This window comes from Streptosporangium sp. NPDC002721, assembly GCF_042888905.1.
Taxonomy (GTDB): Bacteria; Actinomycetota; Actinomycetes; order Streptosporangiales; family Streptosporangiaceae; genus Streptosporangium.
This window is the reverse complement of sequence record NZ_JBIAQI010000008.1, coordinates 326,011-348,388: the sequence shown is the minus strand read 5'-3', so window position 1 is coordinate 348,388 and position 22,378 is coordinate 326,011. Positions and strand designations below refer to the sequence as shown.

Sequence of the window (22,378 nt, the reverse complement as noted above, 5' to 3'; positions counted from 1 at the left end):
GCCTCACATAATGGTCCAAGGACGTGGCGGTCCGTCTGATTCCCCCAGCCCCGAGACGGGCGCTCCGGTCGGGGACGTCTACGAGTGGTTCCAACGAGGTATGCGGCTGCTGGCCGAGGGGAGTCCGGCTGCCGCGGCCGCGCTGCTGGAACGGGCGGCCGACGCGGAGCCGGAGTCGCGGAGCATCCGGGAGGCTCTCGCCAGAGCGCAGTTCAACTCCCGGCAGTACGCCGACGCCGTCGACAGTTTTCGCTTGATCATCGATGCGAATCCGGCTGAGGACTATGCGTATTTCGGGCTTGGGCTCGCCCTCTGGCGTACCGGGGACATGGAGGGGGCTCAGGAACCACTGGCCATCGCCGTCGCGATGCGGCCCGACCTGCGGCACTACGTTTCCGCGTTGAAGAGCGTTCGCGCCACGTTGCGTGCCCGCAGGACGTGATTCACGGGATGTGATCCAGACAAGGAAGCCGCTGTGGGCTCATGTCCGCGGTGTGGTCTGTGCGGGGTCGCCGATGTGTCCATGGTGTTCGTCGTACGCGGTTCGGGTGCGGTTGCCGGTGTGATGCCAGGTGTTCGTCGTGTGATTTGTGTGGGGTCAGCGGGGTCGGCGGAGTGGCGGGGTTGCCGAGGTGACGAGGTTGCCGGGGGAGCGGTGTTACCGAGGTGGCCGTGGGTGTTCGTCGTATGCGATTGCGATCTGTATCGGGTTGTCGGTGCGGTGGTAGGTGTGTCCTTCGCGTGTGGATCCAGGTCGGTCTGCCGGTGTGGTCGTAGGTGCTTGTCAGGCGCGATCCGGGGGTTCGCTGGATGTGATCCAGGCCGCTCCCGCGCACGGGCCCGTGCGGGTGATGGAACGCGGGTGATGAAATGGGCCGGTGGACACGAATACGCTGATCGACCCGTATGACACTCTTCTCCTTGACCTCGACGGGGTGGTGTATCTCGGGCGCGACGCCGTACCGAGGGCTCCCGAGGCCCTCAGCCGGGCGGCGGAAAGTGGTGTGCGCCTTGCCTACGTCACCAACAACGCCTCACGCACCCCCGCCGCCATCGCCCAGCACCTGCGTGCGCTGGGCGCCCCGGCGGCCCCCGAGGATGTCGTGACCTCCGCTCAGGCCGCCGCGCGGCTGGTGGCCGAGCGGGTCGAACCGGGCGCGGCGGTGCTGGTGGTCGGCGGGATGGGGTTGCGCTCCGCGCTGCGCGCCCACGGGCTGCGTCCGGTCAGCACCGCCCTGGATGCCCCGGTCGCGGTCGTCCAGGGCATCGCCCCCGATCTCTCCTACGGTCTACTGGCCGAGGGGACGCTCGCGGTGAGGGAGGGGGCGCTCTTCGTCGCCGCCAACGCCGACTCGACCATGCCGACCGGCAGGGGCGAGCTTCCCGGCAACGGCGCGATGACCAGGGTCATCGCCACGGCGACCGGGGTGGAGCCGATCGTCGCGGGAAAGCCCGAGACGCCTCTGCACCGGGAGTCGATGCTCCGTACCGGATCGCGACGGCCCCTGGTGGTCGGCGACCGGCTCGACACCGACATCGAGGGGGCGAACAACGCGGGGGTGGACAGCCTGCTGGTCCTGACCGGTGTGGCGAGCCCGCTCGACGTGCTGACCGCCGTTCCACGGCACCGGCCCACCTACCTGGCCGATGATCTGTCCGGCCTGCACCGGCCCTACCCGGAGGTACGGCGGCTCGGGAGCGGCTGGACCTGCGAAGGGTGGACGGCCCGCTGGGATGAGGGAGCGCTCACCCTCGAAGGCGGGGGCGAGCCGCTCGACGGGCTCCGCGCCGCGTCCGCCGCGACCTGGGAGGCGGCGGGTGAGGACGGGGCGGACGAGGACGCCGTGAAGGCGGCGCTCGATTCCGTGCTCTCGTCGCGCACCTCGCGCTCCGGCTGAGATGGCCGCTCCGGCTCGCCTGACTCCCTCCCGCGTGAATTGGCCCGTCTCCGTGGGAACCCACGGGTTATCCGAATTCCACGGAACCGGGCCGACATGGATCATCTCGATTCCGCGTGGACCCGCATGGATCATCTGGATTCCACGGAACCGGGCCGACATGGATCATCTCGACCCCGTGTGGACCCGCATGGATCATCTGGATTCCACGGAACCGGGCCGACATGGATCATCTCGACCCCGTGTGGACCCGCATGGGCCATCTGGATTCCAGGGGACCCGTGTGGGTCGCCTGGAGTTTGCGCGGGTCCGTGTGGATCGCCTGGATCCCGTGCGGATCCGGGTGAGTCCACCCGGATCCGAGGTGACGCCGCGTCGTCGGCCGGGAGGGAGGCCGTGGCCGAGCCGGCCGTCGTCGGCCTCGGCGACCCTCCTGCCGCGTGATCCCGCCCGAGGGCGGGATCCTCAAAGCAGTTTGCGCAGGCGGATGAGGTCGCCGAAACTGGCGTCGACCTTGACCCGCCCGCTGAAAACGGCTCGTCCCATGTCGAGCTCCCCGTTGACCAGGGAGATGAGGTCGTCGCTGCCGATGGTCAGTTTCACCTCGGCCTGCCTGCCGTCGTTCGCCGGCAGATCCTCGAAGGGGCCGAGGCCGCCGTGGTGGATGCGGCCGTAGAAGGTGACGCCGAGATCCCTGACGTGGCAGCTGATGCTGCGCTCGACCACGTGCTTGGCGCGGCTCTCCTGGTCAACCTCGTCGAACTGCTCGCCGAGTTTGCGCAGTGCCACCCGGCACTCGTCGACGGTCGCCATCGCGTGGCGCTCCCTTCTCTCCCTGACCGATCCGAATCCCTTGCAGGTACGGACGGTAGCGTTCCACATGGGTACGGCATGCAATCCGGCGCGGGGGGTGTGCCGGAGAAAGAGGCTCCTGCCCTGGCGTCGGAACACCGCGGGTACGCGTTGGCGGTCGCCGACCTTAATGGGATGACAACGAGCGAGGGCCCCGTGATAGTTCACGGTTTACCCACTTTTGGAGAACCCCTTTCCTTCCGGCCGCCCCGGGTCGGCCGGCGGCGGATCGCCCCGTGTGAGACCGGTCCGCGGCGGGGAGGGCGCGAGTGCGGGCACGGTTGAAGCCGGAAAAGCGGAGGAAGGCCGCCGAGGCGACGAGGGGCTCGGGTTCCGATACGGTCGGGGAATCCACGGGCGCGAGGCCGGCGAGCGTCGTGCCCGTGCGGCGGCGACCGTGTTCGTGCGGTTCGTACGATCGTACGGAGGAATGGGCCGTGGAGACGGTCACAAGGGCCGAGACGGCCAGGAGCGGTGCCGGAGGGGGCGCATGACGGACCTGCTGGAGAAGACGGACGGGACGGGCGACGAGCGGGTGGACGCCGCGCTGGGCGGCCTCGCCCGCCTCGCTGCCCTGCCCGTCTCGGCGCACGCGGACGTCTTCGAGGAGGTGTTCACCGGGCTGGAGCAGGCGCTCGCCGCGGTGAACGGCGCCTCAGGGCCGGAGACCGCCGCGGCCGATGCTCCACCGGAGCGGATGATCACCTCGGGGCACGGTGTCCCGGGGCCGGGGCCGGCTCTGGCGCACACCCTTCCAGGACAGGGGCCCGCCAGGGCGGACGGCACCCCGGACCGGCGCCCGTGAGCCGGCGGACACGCCTCGACAGCGAGCTCGTCCGCCGGAAACTGGCGCGGTCCAGGGAACAGGCGGCCCAGCTCATCGAGACCGGCCGGGTCAGCGTCGGCGGCCAGGTCGCAGCCAAGCCCGCCACCCAGGTCGACACGGCCTCGGCGATCGTGGTCGCGGAGGCGGCGGAGGGGCCCGACTACGTCTCGCGGGGCGCGCACAAGCTTCTCGGCGCGCTGGAGGCCTTCGGCCCCCTCGGCCTCACCGTCGAAGGGCGCCGCTGCCTGGACGCGGGCGCCTCGACCGGAGGCTTCACCGACGTGCTGCTGCGCGCCGGAGCGGCCCACGTGCTGGCCGTCGACGTCGGGTACGGCCAGCTCGCGTGGTCGCTGCGGACCGACGACAGGGTCACGGTCATGGAGCGGGTCAACGTCAGGGACCTCAAACCCGACATGGTCGGCGAGGCTCCCACACTGATCGTCGGTGACCTCTCCTTCATCTCCCTGCGCCTGGTGCTGCCGGCCCTGGCCCTGTGCGCCGCCGGGCGGGCCGACTTCGCGATGCTGGTCAAACCCCAGTTCGAGGTCGGCAGGGAGCGGGTCGGCGCGGGCGGGGTCGTCCGCGACCCGGAACTTCGCGCCGGGGCCGTACGGGATGTGGCCGGAGCCGCGCGAGCCCTCGGCCTGAGCGTGCGAGGGGTGACCGCGAGCCCGTTGCCGGGGCCGTCGGGCAACGTCGAGTACGTCATCTGGCTGGGCAAGGGAGAGGGCGCTCCGCCGGTCCCCGATCTTGACGCGGAGATCGAGCGGGCCGTGGCGGAGGGGCCCCGGTAGGCGCTCCCCGACTCCTCGATTCCCCGACCTCCCGACTTCCTGCTCCCGACTTCCGCCCGTGGAGGGCTTCCAGTGGGCGCTCCCCGACTCCTCGATTCCCCGGCCCCTGCCCCCGACCCCCCGACTTCCTGCTCCCGGCTCCCGCCCGTGGAGGGCTTCCGGTGGGCGCTCCCCAAACTCCCCGCTCCCGACTCCCGACTCCCGACTCCCGCCCACGGTTTCCCGGACATCCGGGAGCCGGGGGAGTGGAGACTTGGCATCCTCCGCCCGACCCCCCAGAATCCCTGGAGTCCCCGGACGGGGAGAATCCCGTGATCATCCGTGAGAGTTCCCGAATCACCGCCGGTCGCCCGCCAGGAGAACTTCCTTGAGGTCCCACACCAGCTTCACAGGTGTCTCGTGCCCCCGCCGGTCCGGCGGGGGCACCGCCGGGCACACTCGTAGTAACCCGGTCGTCGCCGTCGCCGGGCACGGTACCGAAACGCGCCGCGCCGCGTCGCGTCTCCCTCCCCGCCTCGGGGCGAGGGTCTCCACGCTCAAGGAGAGTCGATGACTACCAAGCGCACCGTGCTGGTCACCGCGCACACCGGGCGGGAGGCGGCCGTCGACAGCGCCCGGATGGTGATCCAGCGGTTCGTGGACGCCGGGCTGATCGTGCGCGTCCTCAGCGCCGAGGCCGACGAGATCGCCTGCGCGGGGGCCGACGTGGTACCCGCCGGCTCCGCGGCGGTCGACGCCGCCGAGATGATGATCGTGCTCGGCGGGGACGGCAGTCTCCTGAGGGCGGCCGAGCTCGCCCGCCCGGCGGGGGTGCCGCTGCTGGGGGTCAACCTCGGCCACGTGGGCTTCCTCGCCGAGGCCGAGGTGGAGGACCTGGCGGACGCGGTCGACAGCGTGGTGGACGGCCGCTACGACGTCGAGGAGCGGATGACCATAGAGGTCACCGCCCGCCTCAACGGCAAGCTGCTGGCCGACAGCTGGGCATTGAACGAGGCCACCGTCGAGAAGAGCGAGCGGATGCTCGAGGTGGTCGCCGAGATCGACGGCCGCCCGCTGTCGCGCTGGGGGTGCGACGGAGTGATCTGCGCCACACCGACCGGTTCGACCGCGTACGCCTTCTCCGCCGGAGGCCCGGTCGTGTGGCCCGAGGTGGAGGCCCTGCTGCTGGTCCCCATCAGCGCCCACGCCCTCTTCGCCCGCCCCCTGGTGGTCTCGCCCCGCTCCAAGCTGGCGCTGGAGGTCCAGACGGAGACGGCGGGCGCGGTGCTGTGGTGCGACGGCCGCCGCAGGTTCGACCTGCCCGCCGGTGCGAGGGTGGAGCTCAGGCGGGCGGCGCTGCCGGTACGGCTGGCGCGGCTGCACGGTCTGGAGGACACCGGGGCGCCGTTCACCGACAGGCTGGTCGCCAAGTTCGATCTCCCCGTACAGGGGTGGCGTGGCCGTGTGAGGCCCTAGTTCGTCCGGGCGGGCGACGCCTCGAGAGCGTAGGATCGTGCCCGCGCACCGCACTGATGTTCGGTGAATTCGATGTGACGGGAGGGACCAGTGCGACCTAGAGTCGAGGAGGTCCGCATCCAGGGGCTCGGCGTGATCGACGAGGCCGTCCTGGAGCTGGCGCCGGGATTCACCGTGGTCACGGGCGAGACGGGCGCGGGCAAGACCATGGTGGTGACCGGTCTGGGGCTGCTGTTCGGCGGCCGCGCCGACCCCGCCCGCGTGCGCCCCGGTTCCGGCAAGACCACCATCGAGGGCACGCTGGTCGTCGACCCCGCCGGACGGGTCGCCCAGCAGGTGCAGGACCTGGGCGGCGTGGTCGAGGACGGCGAGCTGATCATCTCTCGGACGGTCTCCGTCGAGGGGCGCAGCCGTGCCTGGCTGGGCGGGCGTACCGTCCCCGTCGGCACCCTCACCTACCTGGCCGAGGACCTGGTGGCCGTGCACGGCCAGATGGACCAGCAACGGCTGCTGCAGCCGGGCCGCCAGCGGGCCGCCCTCGACCGCTACGCGGGCGAGGAGCTGGTCAAGCCGCTGCGCGCCTACGAGCAGGCGTACAAGCGGCACAGGAAGATCGCGGAGCAGCTGGAGGAGCTGACCACCAGGGCCAGGGAGCGCGCCCAGGAGGCCGACCAGCTCAGGTTCGGGCTCGGCGAGGTCGAGAAGGCCGACCCCAAGCCCGGCGAGGAGGTCGAGCTGCGCGAGGAGGAGGAGCGCCTCTCCCACGCCGACGCCCTCAGGGGCGCCGCGGAGACGGCGCACCGGGCGCTGCTCGGTGACCCGCTGTCCGGCGAGCAGTCCATGCCGGACGCCATCGCGCTGGTCGGCGAGGCCCGCGCGGCCGTCGAGGCGGTGCGCGACTTCGACCCCGCGCTCGCCGGGATCGCCGACCGGCTCGCGGAGGCGGGCTATCTGATCTCCGACGTCGCCACCGAGCTGGCCGCGTACTTCGAGTCGGTCGACGCCGACCCGGGCCGGCTCGCGGTCGTGCAGGAGCGGCGGGCCGTGCTCATCCACGTCATCCGCAGATACGGCCAGGACACCGCGGAGGTGCTCGCCTGGGCCGCGCGGGCCGCCGCCCGGGTGGCGGAGCTCGACGGCGACGACGACCGGATCGGCGAGCTCACCCGCGAGCACGAGGAGATCACCCAGCTCCTCACCGAGCTGGCCGCCGAGCTGACCCGGATCAGGACGGCGGCCGCGGAGCGGTTCGGGCAGGCCGTCACCGAGGAGCTCACCGCGCTGGCCATGCCGCACGCCAGGGTCGTCGTCACCATCGCCGCCACCTCCGAGTTCGGCCCGCAGGGCGTCGACGAGGTCGAGCTGCGCATGGCGCCGCACCCGGCCTCGCCGCTCCTGCCGCTGAACAAGGGCGCCTCCGGCGGCGAGCTGAGCCGGGTGATGCTCGCCATCGAGGTGGTCTTCGCCGGCGCCGACCCGGTCCCGACGTTCGTCTTCGACGAGGTCGACGCGGGCGTGGGCGGCAAGGCCGCGGTGGAGATCGGCCGCAGGCTGGCGCGGCTGGCCCGCACCTCCCAGGTGATCGTCGTCACCCACCTTCCCCAGGTGGCGGCCTTCGCCGACCAGCATCTCGTCGTGGAGAAGGCCGACGACGGGAGCGTGGTGCGCAGCGGCGTGATCGCCCTCGACAAGGACGGCCGGGCGCGCGAGCTCTCCCGCATGCTCGCCGGGCTCGAGGACTCCGAGCTGGGCCGTGCGCACGCGGAGGAGCTGCTGTCGATCGCCGCCGCCGACAAGGCGTGACCTGAGCCCCTGAGACAGGGCCGGACAGGCCGGATAAAGGGGGAGACGAGTACGTGGAGGGTTGAAGGAGTAATTCGCGTGTTCCGAGAAAGTGGACGCCGGGGATTTCTGATGACGGATCTGACACGCTGCCGCCTGTTTGGCTCTCCCGGTCGTTCCCTCTGGCAGGATGGTCGTGATGAAGGTGCCGATTGACGGGCTGAAAGACAGGCTCACCGGGTACCTCCGCCGCAGGAAGGTCACCGACCTTCCCGGGGTGACGGCAGTGGCGAGAATCGATCGGCGGACCAAGAGGCTGACCAAGCGCCTCAGGGCCGGGGAAATCGCGATTATCGATCACGTTGACGTTGACCGGGTGAGCGCGGAGGCGCTTGTCGCGTGCGGCGCGGCGGGCGTCGTCAACGTCGCCTCCGGCATCAGCGGCCGCTATCCCAACCTGGGCCCGCAGATCATCGTCGACGCCGGGGTGCCGTTCGTCGACAACGCCACCCCCGAGCTGTTCGAGCGGATCAAGGACGGCGACCTGGTCAGGCTGCACGAAGGTGTCATCCACCTCGACGACGAGGTGGTCGGCAAGGGCGACGTGCAGACGGCCGAGTCCGTCGAGGCCGCGATGAGCGAGGCGCGGGCCGGGCTCACGGTGCAGATCGAGGCGTTCGCGGCCAACACCATGGAGTACGTCCGCCGCGAGCGCGACCTGCTCATCGACGGGATCGGCGTTCCCGACGTCCGGACCGTCATGGAGGGCAGGCACGTCCTCATCGTGGTGCGCGGCTACCACTACAAGGAGGACATCGCCGCCCTCCGCCCCTACATCCGCGAGTACCGCCCGGTCATGATCGGCGTGGACGGCGGCGCGGACGCGCTCCTGGAGGCCGGATACCTGCCCGACATCATCGTCGGGGACTTCGACTCCGTCTCCACCAAGGCGCTCACCACCGGCGCCGAGCTCGTCGTGCACGCCTACCGCGACGGCAGGGCACCGGGCCTGGAGCGGGTCCAGCAGCTGGGCCGCACCGCGGTGCTCTTCCCGGCGATCGGCACCAGCGAGGACATCGCGATGCTGCTCGCCGACGACAAGGGCGCCGATCTCATCGTCGCCGTCGGCACCCACGCGACCCTGGTGGAGTTCCTCGACAAGGGCCGCTCCGGCATGGCCAGCACCTTCCTCACCCGCCTGCGGGTGGGCAGCAAGCTCGTCGACGCGAAAGGCGTCAGCCGGCTCTACCGCAGCCGGATCTCCACACCGTCCCTGCTCCTGCTCGTCGCCACCACGCTGATCACCATGGGGGTGGCGATCGTCGTCTCCCCGGTGGGCAAGATCTGGCTGGACAGCATGCGCGACGTCTGGAGCGGCTTCATCTTCTGGCTGGTCGGACTCTTCTCGTGATCGATTTCCGCTATCACCTCGTCTCCATCGTCGCGATCTTCCTCGCGCTGTCGGTCGGCATCGTGCTGGGCACCACCCTGCTCGAAGACCCCGTCATCAAGGCGAGCGAGCTGGCCGTCAACCAGTTCCGCGAGGGCAACAACGAGCTTCGTGACCAGGTCGAGGCCCTGCAGAAGCGCGAGGCCGCCAACGACGCCTTCGTGGCCGCCGACACCCCCCGGCTGGTCCGGGACGCCCTCGCCGGCGAGAAGATCGTGATCGTCGAGGCCGCGGGCAGCACGGCGAGCGTGCGCGAGGCGGCGCAGCAGGTGATCGAGGAGGCGGGTGCGACCGTGACCGGCCGGATCACCCTCACCGACCGCTACACCGATCCCGACCAGGCGGGCTTCATCGACAAGCTGGCCGTCGGCGCCAAGGCCCCCGAGACCGTCTTCTCCGTCGAGGACACGGCCTACGACAAGGCGGCCGAGGTGCTGGCCGGCGCGATCCTGACCAGTGACGCCAGCCAGGTGGGCGAGGAGCACCCGGCGGGGGCCGGCATCCTCGACGCCTTCCAGCGCGGTGGCCTGCTCACCGTCACCGGCGAGCCCGCCAAGCGCGCGGAGGTGGCCCTGGTGATCGCCCCCGCGGAGGCGTACACCGGGGAGACCGCGTCCGCGCAGGCGGGCGCGCTCGTGACGCTGGCGGTCGGCCTGGACGACGCGGGCCAGGGCACGGTGCTGGCCGGCACGCAGACCTCCGCCGCGACCGGCGGGGCCATCGCCGCGCTCCGCGAGGACGCGGCCCTCACCGAGAAGGTCTCCAGCGTCGACACCGCCGATATGCCCGCGGGACGGGTCGTGGTGGTCTACGCTCTCCGGGAGCAACTCACCGGGCTGGCCGGCCAGTACGGCATCGGCCCCGGCGTCTCCGGCATCGAGCCCAGCGCGACGCCGACCCCCACGCCCACGGCCGCCCCCACGGCCGCCACGGCCACCTCCGGAGGATGACCCGATGGCTCGTCGCGCTTTCCCCCGCGCCCTCGTGGGCGCCCTCGCCGGCGCGTTCCTCGGCGCGGCCGCCGCGCGTGCCGCGTACACCGCCTTCACCCGCAGGCCACCGGTCGGCGACACGGAGACCTGGGCCCGGACCAACCACCGGGGCGAGCCGATCACCCTGCTGGAGGGCCCGGCGTTCGTCGCCGGCGCCGGTGCCGCCGCGGCCGTGACGCCCGGGTTGCCCAGTGGGGTCCGGGCGGCGGCGCTGCTCGCGGTGGCGGGCAGTGGCGGTCTCGGCGCCTACGACGACCTGTACGGCGCGACCTCGTCCAAGGGGTTCAGGGGGCACCTGAGCGCCCTGGCCAAGGGCGAGGTCACCAGCGGGGCCGTGAAGATCCTCGGCATCGGCGCGACCGGCCTCGCCGCCGCCGCCGTCACCTCCCGTAACCCCTTCGACGTCCCCCGCGCTTTTTTTGATGTCATCGTGAACGGCGGGGTGATCGCCGGAAGCGCCAACCTCGCCAACCTCTTCGACCTGCGGCCGGGGCGCGCGATCAAGGTGGGCCTGCTCGCCGGCGCGCCCCTGCTCGCCGCGGGGCTGCTCAAGAAAGACCCGGTCCCGGCCGCGCTGGTCGCGCTCCCCATGGGAGCCGCCGCCGCGCTGCTGCCCGAGGACCTCGGCGAGCGGGCGATGCTCGGCGACGCGGGGGCCAACGCGCTGGGCGCGCTCCTCGGCCTCGCCGCCACCGTCACCCTGGGCCGCCCCGGACGGCTCGCCGTGCTCGGCACCGTGGTCGCGCTGACCGCGGCCTCGGAGAAGGTCAGCTTCACCAAGGTGATCGCGGGCAACCCCCTCCTGCACCGCGTCGACATGCTCGGACGTCGCCCTGTGGAGCAGGCACCCACCCCCCGATGAGCACGAGGATCGCGCGGGGGGTCGCGGGAGCGGCACTCCTCATCGCAGTCGTGACCGTCCTGGCCAGGCTCGTCGGGTTCGGCCGCTATCTCGTCCAGTCGCAGAGCGTCGGCAACAGCTGCCTGGGCACCGCCTACAACACCGCCAACTACGTGCCCAACATCGTCTTCGAGCTGGTCGCGGGCGGGGTGCTGGCCGGGATGGTGGTGCCGGTGCTGGCCTCCGCGGCCTCCAGGGCCGATGACGACCCCGAGGCCAGGGCGGAGGTGAGCAGGACCACCTCGGCGCTGCTCACCTGGGCGATGCTCGTCCTGGTGCCGCTGACGCTGCTCATCGTCGCCTTCGCCGGGCCGATCGTCTCGCTGCTCATGGGCGATCCGCACGGATGTGACCTGGCCGGCGTCGTCGAGGCCGGCACCGGCATGCTCGTCGTCTTCGCCCCTCGGATGATCTTCTTCGGGCTCGCCGTGGTGCTGTACGGGGTGCTCCAGGCCCACCGGCGGTTCATGGGCCCGGCCCTGGCGCCGCTGGTCTCCAGCCTGCTCATCGTCGCCTCCAACCTGCTGTTCGAGGCGGTCAACGGGGAGGCCGCCGGGGACCTGTCGAAGCTCAGCGGCGCCGGGCAGCTGTCGCTCTCCCTCGGCGCGACCGTCGCCGCCGCCGCGATGGTGCTCACCGTCGTCGGCCCGGTGTCCCGGCTCGGGCTGCGGCTGCGGCCCACGCTGACGTTCCCGCCGGGCGTCGCGGCCACCGCGCGCGGGCTCGCCACCGCGGGTCTCGCCGTGCTGGTCGCGCAGCAGGTCGCGCTGATCGTCGTCATCCGCCTGGCCAACGGCCTGGGTGGCGAGGGCGCGATCGCCGCCTACACCTACGCCTGGGCGCTGTACCAGCTGCCGTACGCGGTGCTCGTGGTGCCGATCGCCACCAGCTCGTTCCCGGTGCTGTCCACCAGGGCCGCCGAGGGGGACGGGCCGGGCTTCGACGCCCTGACCGCCTCCACCACCCGGGCCGTGCTGCTGGTGACGGGGCTCGCGGCCGGGGTGATGGCGGCGGTCGCCGTACCGGTCTCGAGGGTGTTCCTCCAGGGGACCGAGGGCGGCGACCCCGCCCAGATGGCCGGGGGCGTCGCGCTGTTCGCGCCGGGCCTGGTCGGGTACGCGCTCATGCTGCACCTGGCCCGCGTCCTGTACGCCTGCGGGCGGGGCCGGTCGGCGGCCGTCGCCTCGGTGGCCGGCTGGGCCGTCGCGCTGGCGGCCCAGGTCGTGCTCGCCCGCACCGCGGAGGACCCGGCCCACGTGGTCGGGCGGATCGCGCTGGGCAGCACCGTCGGCATGACCGTCGGCGGGCTGCTGCTGGCCGTCGCGGTGCTCCGCGCCAGGGGGGCGGCCACGCTGGCGGGGACGCCGCGCACCCTCCTGGCCACCCTGGCGGGCGGCGCCGCGGCCTGGGGGGCGGGGCTGGCCCTGGTCGGCGCCTTCGGCGCGGTGTCCACGTGGGCGTCCGTGGCGGTCGGGCTGGCCGCGGGCGCGGCCGGGGTGGCCGTGTTCGCGGCCGTGGCGATGACGATCGACAGGGAGGACGCCCAGGCGCTGCTGGCAAGGCTGCGCCGGGGTCCCGCGAGGGAGGAGAGCCGTTCCGATGGCTGACCAGGGGACGCGCGTGGCGCTCGTGCTGGGGACGAGCGCGGGAGGGGTCGGCCGGCACGTGGCCATGCTGGCCGGGGGGCTGGTGCGCGGCGGCCACCGGGTGGTCGTGGCGGGCCCGCCGAGCACGGAGCGCGCCTTCGGCTTCGCCGCCCTCGGCGCGCGCTTCGCGCCCGTGCCGATCTCCGACCGGCCCCGGCCGCTCGACGACCTGCGGGCGATCTCGACGCTCCGGACGCTGCGCGGGGCGCACGCCGTGCACGCCCACGGGCTGCGGGCCGGGGCCCTGGCGGCGATCGCGCTGGCCGGGACCGGGACCGGCCTGGTGGTGACCCTGCACAACGCCGCCACCGCGGGCGGCGCCGTCGGTGCCGTCCACGCCCTCCTGGAACGGATCGTGGCCCGCCGCGCCGACCGGATCCTGGTCGTCTCCCCGGACCTGGGGGAGCGGATGGCCCGCCTGGGGGCCCGGCGGGTCGAGGCCGCCGTCGTCCCCGCGCCCCCGCTGCCCGCCTCGGGGCGCGATCCCGAGGACGTACGGCGAGAGCTCGGCACGGGTGACCGGGTGATCTTCCTGACGGTCGCGAGGCTCGCCCAGCAGAAGGGGCTGGAGAGCCTGCTCGACGTCGCGAAGGCCCTGCGGGAGACTCCCGGGGACGCCGGGCCCGCCCGCGACCGGGGGCCGCGGGCGCCCGGGGCGGTGTTCCTGGTGGCGGGGGACGGGCCGCTGCGGGGGGAGCTGCAGGGGCGGATCGACCGGGAGAACCTGCCGGTGCGGCTGCTCGGCGACCGCGCCGACGTGGGAGACCTGCTCGGGGTGGCCAGGGCGCTGGTGGTGCCGAGCCGCTGGGAGGGGCAGCCGCTCACCGTGCAGGAGGCCCTGCGGGCGGGTACGGCGGTCGTCGCCACCGCCGTGGGGGGCATCCCGGCGATGGTGGGCGAGGCCGGGCTGCTGGTGCCGTACGGGGACGTCGCCGCGATGCGCGACGCGGTCGCGAGGGTGCTCGCTGACGAGGGGTTCGCCGGGGAGCTGGCCGGGGCCGCCGCCCGGAGGGGGCGTGGGCTGCCGGGCGAGCGGGAGGCGCTCGAGGCGGTGCTCGCGGTTTACGACGGGCTCTCCTGAGCGGGGTCATACCGGGTTCCTCCCGGCTGGTTTGGAGCGAGTTTTAACGGCGGATTCCGGGGTTTCGGGAACAAACGAGGGCATCGTGATGTTGGATTAGGCGCCGCCATGCCGGACACCTATACTGGCGTGGTTAGGGGGGGAGTATCCCTTCGCGGCAGTCTCGTCATCACGGTGTTGCCTCGCTCCACGAGGCCCCCGGGGCTGTCGGTCCGTGTTGTCGACCCGTTTCATGTCGACCTGGGTTCACGCGGGCGGGAGAGACCTCCGGCAGTCTGTCGTGCGCGCCGCCGGAGGTTTATCAGTTGTGAATGTTCCTGTCTGGGTATGGTTCGCCGTCATCGGCGGACTCCTGGTCGTCCTCGCCTTCGACCTTTGGGTCGTCGATCGGGGCGAGGCCCGAGAGTTCACCCTCAAGCAGGCCGGGTTCTGGGTCGGCTTCTACGTCAGCCTCGCAGTGCTCTTCGGCATCGGGTTGTGGGTCATCGCGGGTCCCACCCCCGCGGGCCAGTTCATCGCCGGGTATCTCACCGAGTACAGCCTGAGTATCGACAATCTATTCGTCTTCTACATCATCATGACCCGCTTCGCGGTGCCGAAGGTGCACCAGCACAAGGTGCTGCTGATCGGCATCCTGATGGCGCTGGTCATGCGTGGCATCTTCATCGCAATCGGCGCCGCGGCCCTGGCCAACTTCGGCTGGCTGTTCTACGTCTTCGGCCTGTTCCTGATCTACACGGCTGTCCAGCTCGTCCGCCAGTTCGGCAAGGAGGAGCACCTCGAGGAGAACGCGGTGCTGCGCTGGGCGCGGCGGGTGCTGCCGCACACCGACGACTACGTGGGCTCCAAGATCATCGTCAAGGTCAACGGCAAGCGCCTGGTCACCCCGCTGCTGATCGTCATGATCGCCATCGGCACCACCGACCTGCTGTTCGCGCTCGACTCGATTCCGGCGATCTTCGGCCTGACCACCGACGCCTTCATCGTCTTCACCGCGAACGCGTTCGCCCTGATGGGCCTGCGCCAGCTGTACTTCCTGCTGGGCGGCCTGCTCCAGAAGCTGGTCTACCTGAGCTTCGGTCTCGCGTTCATCCTCGGTTTCATCGGGGTTAAGCTGATCCTCGAGGCTCTGCACTCCAGTGGTGTCTCCTGGGCCCCCACGGTGCCGATCTGGTTGTCGCTGTCGGTCATCGTCCTCACGATGATCGTCACCACCGTGGTCAGCTTGATCAAGGCCCGGCGTGACAACCGCGCGGGCAAGGAAAACACCACCCCGGCGAGTGTCGAGCAGGGCTAGCGAATCGGCGTGTGAGGCGCTTTGCTTGTCTCATTGCGCCTTATAAGGGCTAAGAGATGGGTAACATCCTGCCCCAGAGCGGGTAGACATACCGGTCTAATGCCGCAAGACATCACAAAGGTTCCCTGTGTCCCACGATTCAGCAAGCCACACGCCAGGCCCGCTGGGCCTGGCGCGTGGCGTCTCCCCGTGGTTGCTCCCGACCGTGGCCGCCGCCGCCGTGACCTCCCTGCTCACCCGTCGCGACCGGCGCTGGGCGCTGGCGGCGGTCCCGCTGACCGCGCTCACCGGCGGAATGCTCTGGTTCTTCCGTGACCCGGAGCGCACTCCGGGCACCGGGCGGATCCTGTCGCCCGCGGACGGCGTGGTGCAGAGCATCGACCCGTGGCCGGACGGCCGCACCCGGGTCGCGATCTTCATGAGCCCGCTCGACGTGCACGTCAACCGGGCGCCGCTGGCCGGTACGGTCACCTCGGTGGAGCACGTGTCCGGGGGATACCTGCCCGCCTTCAACAAGGACAGCGACACCAACGAGCGGGTCGTCTGGCACCTGGACACCGCGCTCGGCGACATCGAGCTGGTCCAGATCGCCGGCGCGGTCGCGCGCCGCATCGTGCCCTACGTGGCCGAGGGGGCGAAGGTCGCCAGGGCCGAGCGGATCGGCCTGATCAGGCTCGGCTCGCGGGTCGACGTCTACCTTCCCGAGGGGATCGCCCCGGCCGTCACGGTGGGCCAGAAGACGGTCGCGGGGGTGACGGGTCTTGACCACGGCTGACGCGAGCTGGCCGATGGACGAGACGGACGACGAGCCACGAGGACCCGTGGGCAAGGCGTTCCGCCTGTCGGCCGCGGACTCCCTCTCCCTCGGCAACGCCCTCTGCGGCTTCCTCGCGGTCTGCGTGCTCGCCTGGTCGGCCATCAGCGCGCTGCAGCAGGACAAGCCCTTCGCGGCCGACCCCCGGTTCTTCGGCACCGCCGTGGTGCTCCTGCTGATCGGCGCCACCTGCGACCTGTTCGACGGCCTGGTGGCCCGCAAGTTCCGCGCCTCGGCCATGGGCGCGGAGCTGGACAACCTCGCCGACGTGATCAGCTTCGGCTTCGCGCCGGCCTTCATGGTGGTCATCTGGGCGGGGTTCAACCAGCAGATCCCCTTCCTGCTGGTGATGGCCGCCGCGTCGTCGGTGCTGCTGGCCGGCGTCATCAGGCTCGCGCGCTTCGCCTGCGTGAAGACCAAGAGCGGCGACTTCATGGGGCTGCCCATCCCGATGGGCGCGATGACCGTGGTCTCGATCGTGCTGCTGTTCCCGCCGTCGATCTGGGCGATCCTGCCCGTCTTCGGGGTGGCGTACCTCATGGTGAGCCGGATCGAGTACCCCAAGCCCAAGGGCAACCTGGCGGCCGCCGTGCTCGCCTGGATGATGATCAACGTCGCCTGCCTGACCATCTGGGTCGCGGGCCTGGCCGGCGGCGACACGCTGATCAAGGTCGGGGCCGTCATGCAGATGACGATCGTGGCCGCGATCCCGCTGCGGGTCCTGATGTTCAAGCGGGAGAAGCGCAAGGAGCAGCGCAAGGCGTCCGCCGGGGTCGGCTGACCGCCCCGCCCACGCCGGTTTCGCGAGGGCATGGCGGATGGTCGCGGACACGCCATGCCCGGACCCGCATCCGTCCCCGAACGCCCCGGCCCGCTTCCCATGTCCGGCGCGGCTGCGTTCAATTGCCTCATGGCAACCGAGCCGCACGAGCACACCCGCACCTACTTCCTCGGCATGCTCGCCCGAGAGCTGGAGCTGAGAGGCATGAGCGTGACGCTCAAGCGGAGCCCGCCCTCGCTGCGGGTGAGCGATCCCGAGGCGGCGATGTTCAGCGAGACCCTCGACTGCGTCCCGCTGGCCGAGGGCTGGTTCTACCGCTGGTCATGGGGCGACCTGGTCGAGCGGGTGGAGGATCCGGCCAAGGCCGCGGACCGGATCCTGCGGGTCTTCGGCGGCTGAGGCCCCGCCACGCTCGCGTCCCGCCGGGATCGGTCGCGGGGCCCCCGCCATGCCCGTGTCCCGCCGAGGCCGTTCGCAGGACCCCCGCCACGCTCGCGTCCCGCCGGGGCCGTTCGCGGGGCCCCCGCCATGCCCGTGTCCCGCCGGGCGGCCGGGGCCGGTCGCGGGGCCCCGGCCGTCCGGCGGTGGTGTCACCAGCCGCGTTCGCGCCACTCGGGCAGCGAGGGGCGCTCGGCGCCGAGGGTGGTGTCCTTACCGTGGCCGGGATAGACCCAGGTGTCGTCCGGGAGCCGGTCGAAGATCCGCTCGGACACGTCGGTGAAGAGCTGGGTGAACCGTTCGGGATCCTTGTTGGTGTTGCCGACGCCGCCGGGGAAGAGCGAGTCGCCGGTGAACAGGTGGCCCGGGTGGTACAGGGCGATCGAGCCGGGCGTGTGCCCGCGCAGGTGGATCACTTCCAGGCTGACCACGCCGACGGTTACCCCGTCGCCGTCCTCCACCTCCAGGTCCACCGGCACCGGCAGCGCCCCCGCGTCGAGCGGGTGGGCGATCACCGAGGCGCCGGTCGCCCTGGCGACCTCCTCCAGGGCCTGCCAGTGGTCGCCGTGCTGGTGGGTGGTGACGATCTTGCTGATCGGCCGGTCGCCGATGAGTTCGAGCAGCCGGTCGGGCTCGGCGGCGGCGTCGATCAGCGCGCCGTCGCCGGTCTTGGTGCACCGGACCAGGTAGGCGTTGTTGTCGAACGGGCCCACGGCCAGCTTGGCGATCGTCAGGGCGGGCAGCTCGCGCAGGTCGGCGGGGCCGCCGACCTGAACATCACCGGTGTACGTCACGGATTCTCCTCGGACGGGATCGCGGCGGGGCGGGACGGTGCGTGCCCCGCCCTCGTCACCCTCATCATTCCGCCCGGCGGGTGGGGCGGGGGCATAAGGGGGGTGTTCACATCGTTGAAACCATGGGCCACCTGCCGGGTCTGAGGGAAGGCCGTAGTCTGGAGAGGGCGGGAAAAGGACTCCGGACGCCGGTCCGGAAAATTGTCGGCCCCTCTCGCTAGTCTTCCCGCGACTACTTCCAACCCTCTACCAACGACGTCGGGACTGCTGTGGCTGACCGCCTCATCGTGCGTGGTGCACGCGAACACAACCTCAAGGACGTCTCGCTGGACCTGCCGCGAGACTCTCTGATCGTCTTCACCGGACTGTCCGGCTCGGGCAAGTCCAGCCTGGCCTTCGACACGATCTTCGCCGAAGGTCAGCGTCGCTATGTCGAATCGCTGTCGGCGTACGCGCGGCAGTTCCTCGGGCAGATGGACAAGCCCGACGTCGACTTCATCGAGGGGCTCTCGCCCGCGGTGTCGATCGACCAGAAGTCGACGAGCCGCAACCCCCGTTCCACCGTCGGCACGATCACCGAGGTGTACGACTACCTGCGCCTGCTCTGGGCCCGGATCGGCAAGCCGCACTGCCCGCAGTGCGGGCGGGCGATCGCCAGGCAGAGCCCGGAGCAGATCGTCGACCGGGTGATGGAGTTGGAGGAGGGCACCCGCTTCCAGGTGCTCGCCCCGGTGGTCCGGGGCCGCAAGGGCGAGTACGCCGAGCTGTTCACCCAGCTCCAGGCCAAGGGCTTCGCCCGCGCCCGCGTCGACGGCACCGTGGTCCGGCTGGACCAGCCGCCGACGCTCAAGAAGCAGGAGAAGCACGACATCGAGGTGATCGTCGACCGCCTGTCGGTGAAGGAGGGCGCGAGCAGCCGCCTGACCGGCTCGGTCGAGACCGCCCTGGGCCTGTCGGGCGGCACGATCACCCTGGAGTTCGTCGACCTGCCCGAGGACGACCCGAACCGCGAGCGCTTCTACTCCGAGCACCTCTACTGCCCCTACGACGACCTGTCGTTCGAGGAGATGGAGCCCCGCTCGTTCTCGTTCAACTCGCCCTTCGGCGCCTGCCCGGACTGTACGGGCCTGGGTGTCCGGATGGAGGTCGACCCCGACCTGGTCGTGCCCGACCCCGAGAGGCCGCTGGGCGAGGGCGCCCTGTCCCCGTGGGCCGGCGGCCACACCAGCGACTACTTCGTGCGCCTGGTCGAGGCGCTCGGCCTGACCATGGGGTTCAGCCTCGACACCCCCTGGGAGCGGCTCCCCAAGAAGGCGCAGAAGGCCCTGCTGCACGGCCACGACGAGCAGGTCCACGTCCGCTACAGCAACCGCTACGGCCGCCAGCGCTCCTACTACACCACCTTCGAGGGGGTCATCCCCTGGGTGCAGCGCCGCCACGGCGAGTCCGACAGCGACGCCATGCGCGAGAAGTACGAAGGCTACATGCGGGAGATCCCGTGCCCGACCTGCAAGGGGGCCAGGCTCAAGCCGGTCTCGCTGGCCGTCACGGTCGCCGACCGCTCGATCGCCGACGTCTCGTCGATGTCGATCGGCGACTGCGCGACGTTCCTGGCGGGGCTGAAGCTGTCCGACCGCGACATGCACATCGCCGAGCGGGTGGTCAAGGAGATCAACGCCCGGATGGGCTTCCTGCTCGACGTGGGCCTCGACTACCTGACCATGGACCGGGCCTCCGGCACCCTCGCGGGCGGCGAGGCGCAGCGCATCCGGCTCGCCACCCAGATCGGCTCGGGCCTGGTCGGGGTGCTGTACGTCCTGGACGAGCCCTCCATCGGCCTGCACCAGCGCGACAACCAGCGGCTGCTGGAGACTTTGATCAGGCTGCGTGACATGGGCAACACGCTCATCGTGGTCGAGCACGACGAGGACACCATCGCCGCCGCCGACTGGGTGGTCGACATCGGCCCCGGGGCGGGCGAGCACGGCGGCCAGGTCGTCGTCTCCGGCACCGTGGCCGACCTGCTGGCCTCGGAAGACTCGATGACCGGCGCCTACCTGTCCGGCCGCAAGACGATCGCGATCCCCGCCGCCCGCCGCAAGCGCGACAAGAAGCGGCAGATCACCGTGAAGGGCGCCCGCGAGCACAACCTCAAGGGCGTCGACGTGGAGTTCCCGCTGGGATTGCTCACCGCGGTCACCGGGGTCTCGGGGTCCGGCAAGTCCACCCTGGTCAACGACATCCTCTACAACGCGCTGGCCAAGGAGCTGAACGGGGCCCGCACCGTCCCCGGCCGCCACGCGCGGGTCAACGGGATGGACCTGGTCGACAAGGTCGTGCACGTCGACCAGTCGGCGATCGGCCGCACTCCCCGGTCCAACCCGGCGACCTACACCGGCGTCTTCGACAAGGTCCGCGACCTGTTCGCGCAGACCACCGAGGCGAAGGTCCGCGGCTACCAGAAGGGCCGGTTCAGCTTCAACGTCAAGGGCGGCCGGTGCGAGGCCTGCTCGGGAGACGGCACCCTCAAGATCGAGATGAACTTCCTGCCGGACGTCTACGTGCCCTGCGAGGTCTGCCACGGGGCGCGCTACAACCGGGAGACCCTGGAGGTCCACTACAAGGGCAAGACGATCTCCGAGGTGCTCGACATGCCGATCGAGGAGGCCCTGGACTTCTTCGACTCCATCCCGGCGATCAAGCGCTACCTGAAGACGCTCAACGACGTCGGCCTGGGGTACGTCAGGCTCGGCCAGCCCGCCACGACCCTGTCCGGCGGCGAGGCCCAGCGCGTCAAGCTCGCCTCCGAGCTGCAGCGCCGCTCCACCGGCCGGACGATCTACGTGCTCGACGAGCCCACCACCGGTCTGCACTTCGAGGACATCCGCAGGCTGCTGGGCGTCCTGGGCAAGCTCGTCGACGGGGGTAACACGGTCATCGTCATCGAGCACAACCTCGATGTGATCAAGACCGCCGACTGGTTGATCGACATGGGCCCCGAGGGCGGCTCCCGCGGCGGCAGCGTGCTCGCCGTCGGCACCCCCGAGGAGGTCGCCCTGGTCGACGAGAGCCACACCGGCCGCTTCCTGCGCAAGATCCTCGGCAGCTGAGGGCCGGATCCGGGACCGGGCCGCCGCGTCAATACCCTTGACGCGGCAGCCCGCTTCCGACGGGGACGAACATTGCGAGAAGGGTCGCGATGAGTACGCAGGAGACCTCCGCCATGCCCGCACGCAGGCAGGCGAGCACGCAGGAGACCTCCGCGATATCCGCGCGCGGGCAGGTGAGCACGCGGGAGACCTCCGCCATGCCCGCGCGCAGGCAGGTGATCGCCGCCGCGGGGGCCGTGGCGTGTGGGGCGGCGCTGGCCGGGTGCGCGGGCGGGGAGCCCGCCGCCGCCATCGTGCCGCCGGGAATCAAGGGGAAGGTCATCGCGCGGACCGCGGACATCCCGGTCGGCGGCGGCAAGGTGATCAACAAGTGGAAGATCGTGATCACCCAGCCGTCCTCGGGGACGTTCAGGGCGTTCTCGGCGAGCTGCCCGCACCGGGGGTGCGCGGTCGGCAGGGTCGGGGACGGTGTCATCCACTGCCCCTGTCACGGCAGCGAGTTCGCCGCCGACTCCGGTAAGTGCCTCAAGGGCCCGGCGGAGGCGCCGCTGGTCCAGTACGCGCTGAAGGTCGAGGGCGACGGCATCATCATGGTCTGACCCCCTTCGGGCGGGCGCGGACCTCGACCGGGGCCGGAGCCCGCCGTGAGGGTTTCCAGGGGATTTTCTGGATGGCCCGGAAAGAGGGCCGAGGAGGTAATTCTTCACAGTCTCCTGACACGGAGTACGGCATGCTGAACCGTCATCGGGGTTCCAGCCGTACCTGAAGATGATGATTCTGGAGGATATTCATGACTGAGACGACACGTCGTACGGTGATATTGAGCGCCGGAGGGGCCGGGATGGCCGCGGTGCTGACCGCGTGCGCGGGGTACGGAGAGCCCGCGGCGGGCGGTGGGGACGCGTCCTCGACCGCCTCCTCGCAGGCGCCGGAGGCGGCCGAGACGAGCGCGGGCGCCGACGGGGGCGGCTCCGCGGCGGAAGCCCTGGCCAAGACCGCGGACATCCCCGAGGGCGGTGGCAAGGTCTTCAAGGACCAGAAGATCGTGGTCGTCCAGCCGGCCGCGGGCGAGTTCAAGGCGTTCAGCTCCGTCTGCACGCACCAGGGGTGCGACGTCGACAAGATCGCGGACGGCACCATCGACTGCCCGTGCCACGGCAGCAAGTTCAAGATCACCGACGGTTCCGTGGCGACCGGCCCGGCCACCGAGCCGCTGGAGGAGAAGGCGATCAAGGTGGACGGCGACTCCATCGTCCTCGCCTGAACCCGGCCGCGAGTCCCCCGCCGGTAGGAACGTCCCGGCGGGGGGCCGCGGAGGGTGGCCGGGGGAAGGCCGCAGAGGGGCGATCGGGGGAAGGCCGCAGGGGTGGCAGGGAGAGGTCCGGAGGGCGGCCTGGGAAGGCAGGGGGAAAAGCTGTAAGGAAACCTGTCGGTCCGGGCCGATAGGCTTTCCGTGTGGCGAGATCT

The 22,378-nt window shown here is 71.3% G+C and carries 20 protein-coding genes; 18 read left to right on the top strand and 2 right to left on the bottom strand.

The window, feature by feature from the left end; genetic code table 11:
• Positions 1 to 10: 10 nt before the first annotated feature.
• The gene (locus ACFYWM_RS13835) at positions 11 to 442 is read left to right on the top strand and encodes a tetratricopeptide repeat protein (RefSeq protein WP_389913585.1); all 432 of its coding nucleotides are present in this window, start codon (positions 11 to 13) and stop codon (positions 440 to 442) included.
• A gap of 436 nt (positions 443 to 878) precedes the next feature.
• The gene (locus ACFYWM_RS13830; RefSeq protein ID WP_389913582.1) at positions 879 to 1,898 is read left to right on the top strand and encodes an HAD-IIA family hydrolase; all 1,020 of its coding nucleotides are present in this window, start codon (positions 879 to 881) and stop codon (positions 1,896 to 1,898) included.
• Positions 1,899 to 2,363: 465 nt separating this feature from the next.
• On the opposite strand, the gene ACFYWM_RS13825 is transcribed toward ACFYWM_RS13830, so the two are convergent.
• Complete coding sequence (locus ACFYWM_RS13825) at positions 2,364 to 2,711, bottom strand: SCP2 sterol-binding domain-containing protein (RefSeq protein ID WP_389913580.1); 348 nt, start codon at positions 2,709 to 2,711, stop codon at positions 2,364 to 2,366.
• A gap of 529 nt (positions 2,712 to 3,240) precedes the next feature.
• Here ACFYWM_RS13825 and ACFYWM_RS13820 point away from each other — a divergent pair.
• The 13 genes from ACFYWM_RS13820 (at position 3,241) to ACFYWM_RS13760 (ending at position 16,968) form a co-directional block, all read left to right on the top strand.
• Positions 3,241 to 3,555 carry a hypothetical protein gene (locus tag ACFYWM_RS13820; protein ID WP_389913577.1) on the top strand — a complete coding sequence of 105 codons (315 nt, stop codon included), beginning with the start codon at positions 3,241 to 3,243 and terminating at the stop codon, positions 3,553 to 3,555.
• Positions 3,552 to 4,370, top strand: a complete 819-nt coding sequence (locus ACFYWM_RS13815) for a TlyA family RNA methyltransferase (RefSeq protein ID WP_389913574.1) — start codon at positions 3,552 to 3,554, stop codon at positions 4,368 to 4,370. The genes ACFYWM_RS13820 and ACFYWM_RS13815 overlap by 4 nt, the downstream gene beginning before the upstream one ends.
• 549 nt (positions 4,371 to 4,919) lie before the next feature.
• Positions 4,920 to 5,825, top strand: a complete 906-nt coding sequence (locus ACFYWM_RS13810; protein WP_389913571.1) for an NAD kinase — start codon at positions 4,920 to 4,922, stop codon at positions 5,823 to 5,825.
• A gap of 90 nt (positions 5,826 to 5,915) precedes the next feature.
• Complete coding sequence (gene recN / locus ACFYWM_RS13805) at positions 5,916 to 7,628, top strand: DNA repair protein RecN (RefSeq protein ID WP_389913568.1); 1,713 nt, start codon at positions 5,916 to 5,918, stop codon at positions 7,626 to 7,628.
• Positions 7,629 to 7,806: 178 nt separating this feature from the next.
• Positions 7,807 to 9,018 carry a putative cytokinetic ring protein SteA gene (gene steA, locus ACFYWM_RS13800; RefSeq protein ID WP_389913565.1) on the top strand — a complete coding sequence of 404 codons (1,212 nt, stop codon included), beginning with the start codon at positions 7,807 to 7,809 and terminating at the stop codon, positions 9,016 to 9,018.
• On the top strand, positions 9,015 to 10,007 hold the full coding sequence (locus ACFYWM_RS13795; RefSeq protein WP_389913562.1) for a copper transporter: 993 nt from the start codon (positions 9,015 to 9,017) through the stop codon (positions 10,005 to 10,007). Before steA ends, ACFYWM_RS13795 begins: the two co-directional genes overlap by 4 nt.
• Before the next feature lie 4 nt (positions 10,008 to 10,011).
• Positions 10,012 to 10,911 carry a hypothetical protein gene (locus tag ACFYWM_RS13790; protein ID WP_389913559.1) on the top strand — a complete coding sequence of 300 codons (900 nt, stop codon included), beginning with the start codon at positions 10,012 to 10,014 and terminating at the stop codon, positions 10,909 to 10,911.
• Positions 10,908 to 12,557 (top strand): murein biosynthesis integral membrane protein MurJ, encoded by a 1,650-nt coding sequence (gene murJ / locus ACFYWM_RS13785; RefSeq protein ID WP_389913556.1) that lies wholly within the window; start codon positions 10,908 to 10,910, stop codon positions 12,555 to 12,557. Before ACFYWM_RS13790 ends, murJ begins: the two co-directional genes overlap by 4 nt.
• On the top strand, positions 12,550 to 13,677 hold the full coding sequence (locus tag ACFYWM_RS13780) for a glycosyltransferase family 4 protein (protein WP_389913553.1): 1,128 nt from the start codon (positions 12,550 to 12,552) through the stop codon (positions 13,675 to 13,677). Before murJ ends, ACFYWM_RS13780 begins: the two co-directional genes overlap by 8 nt.
• Before the next feature lie 307 nt (positions 13,678 to 13,984).
• Positions 13,985 to 14,974 carry a TerC family protein gene (locus ACFYWM_RS13775; RefSeq protein WP_389913550.1) on the top strand — a complete coding sequence of 330 codons (990 nt, stop codon included), beginning with the start codon at positions 13,985 to 13,987 and terminating at the stop codon, positions 14,972 to 14,974.
• Between the two features lie 127 nt (positions 14,975 to 15,101).
• Positions 15,102 to 15,749 carry a phosphatidylserine decarboxylase gene (locus ACFYWM_RS13770; RefSeq protein ID WP_389913547.1) on the top strand — a complete coding sequence of 216 codons (648 nt, stop codon included), beginning with the start codon at positions 15,102 to 15,104 and terminating at the stop codon, positions 15,747 to 15,749.
• Positions 15,736 to 16,569 (top strand): CDP-diacylglycerol--serine O-phosphatidyltransferase, encoded by an 834-nt coding sequence (pssA, locus tag ACFYWM_RS13765; protein ID WP_389913544.1) that lies wholly within the window; start codon positions 15,736 to 15,738, stop codon positions 16,567 to 16,569. The genes ACFYWM_RS13770 and pssA overlap by 14 nt, the downstream gene beginning before the upstream one ends.
• A 129-nt stretch (positions 16,570 to 16,698) precedes the next feature.
• Complete coding sequence (locus tag ACFYWM_RS13760; RefSeq protein WP_389913541.1) at positions 16,699 to 16,968, top strand: hypothetical protein; 270 nt, start codon at positions 16,699 to 16,701, stop codon at positions 16,966 to 16,968.
• Positions 16,969 to 17,159: 191 nt separating this feature from the next.
• Here the strand turns inward: ACFYWM_RS13760 and ACFYWM_RS13755 are convergent, their stop codons facing one another.
• On the bottom strand, positions 17,160 to 17,801 hold the full coding sequence (locus ACFYWM_RS13755; RefSeq protein ID WP_389913538.1) for an MBL fold metallo-hydrolase: 642 nt from the start codon (positions 17,799 to 17,801) through the stop codon (positions 17,160 to 17,162).
• A gap of 269 nt (positions 17,802 to 18,070) precedes the next feature.
• Here ACFYWM_RS13755 and uvrA point away from each other — a divergent pair, with 269 nt between their 5' ends.
• The 3 genes from uvrA (at position 18,071) to ACFYWM_RS13740 (ending at position 22,175) form a co-directional block, all read left to right on the top strand.
• On the top strand, positions 18,071 to 20,911 hold the full coding sequence (gene uvrA / locus ACFYWM_RS13750; protein ID WP_389913535.1) for an excinuclease ABC subunit UvrA: 2,841 nt from the start codon (positions 18,071 to 18,073) through the stop codon (positions 20,909 to 20,911).
• 89 nt (positions 20,912 to 21,000) lie between these two features.
• Entirely contained in the window at positions 21,001 to 21,510 is a 510-nt protein-coding gene (locus ACFYWM_RS13745) for a Rieske (2Fe-2S) protein (protein WP_389913532.1), read from the top strand.
• Positions 21,511 to 21,701: 191 nt separating this feature from the next.
• Positions 21,702 to 22,175 (top strand): Rieske (2Fe-2S) protein, encoded by a 474-nt coding sequence (locus tag ACFYWM_RS13740; RefSeq protein WP_389913529.1) that lies wholly within the window; start codon positions 21,702 to 21,704, stop codon positions 22,173 to 22,175.
• Positions 22,176 to 22,378 lie beyond the last annotated feature (203 nt).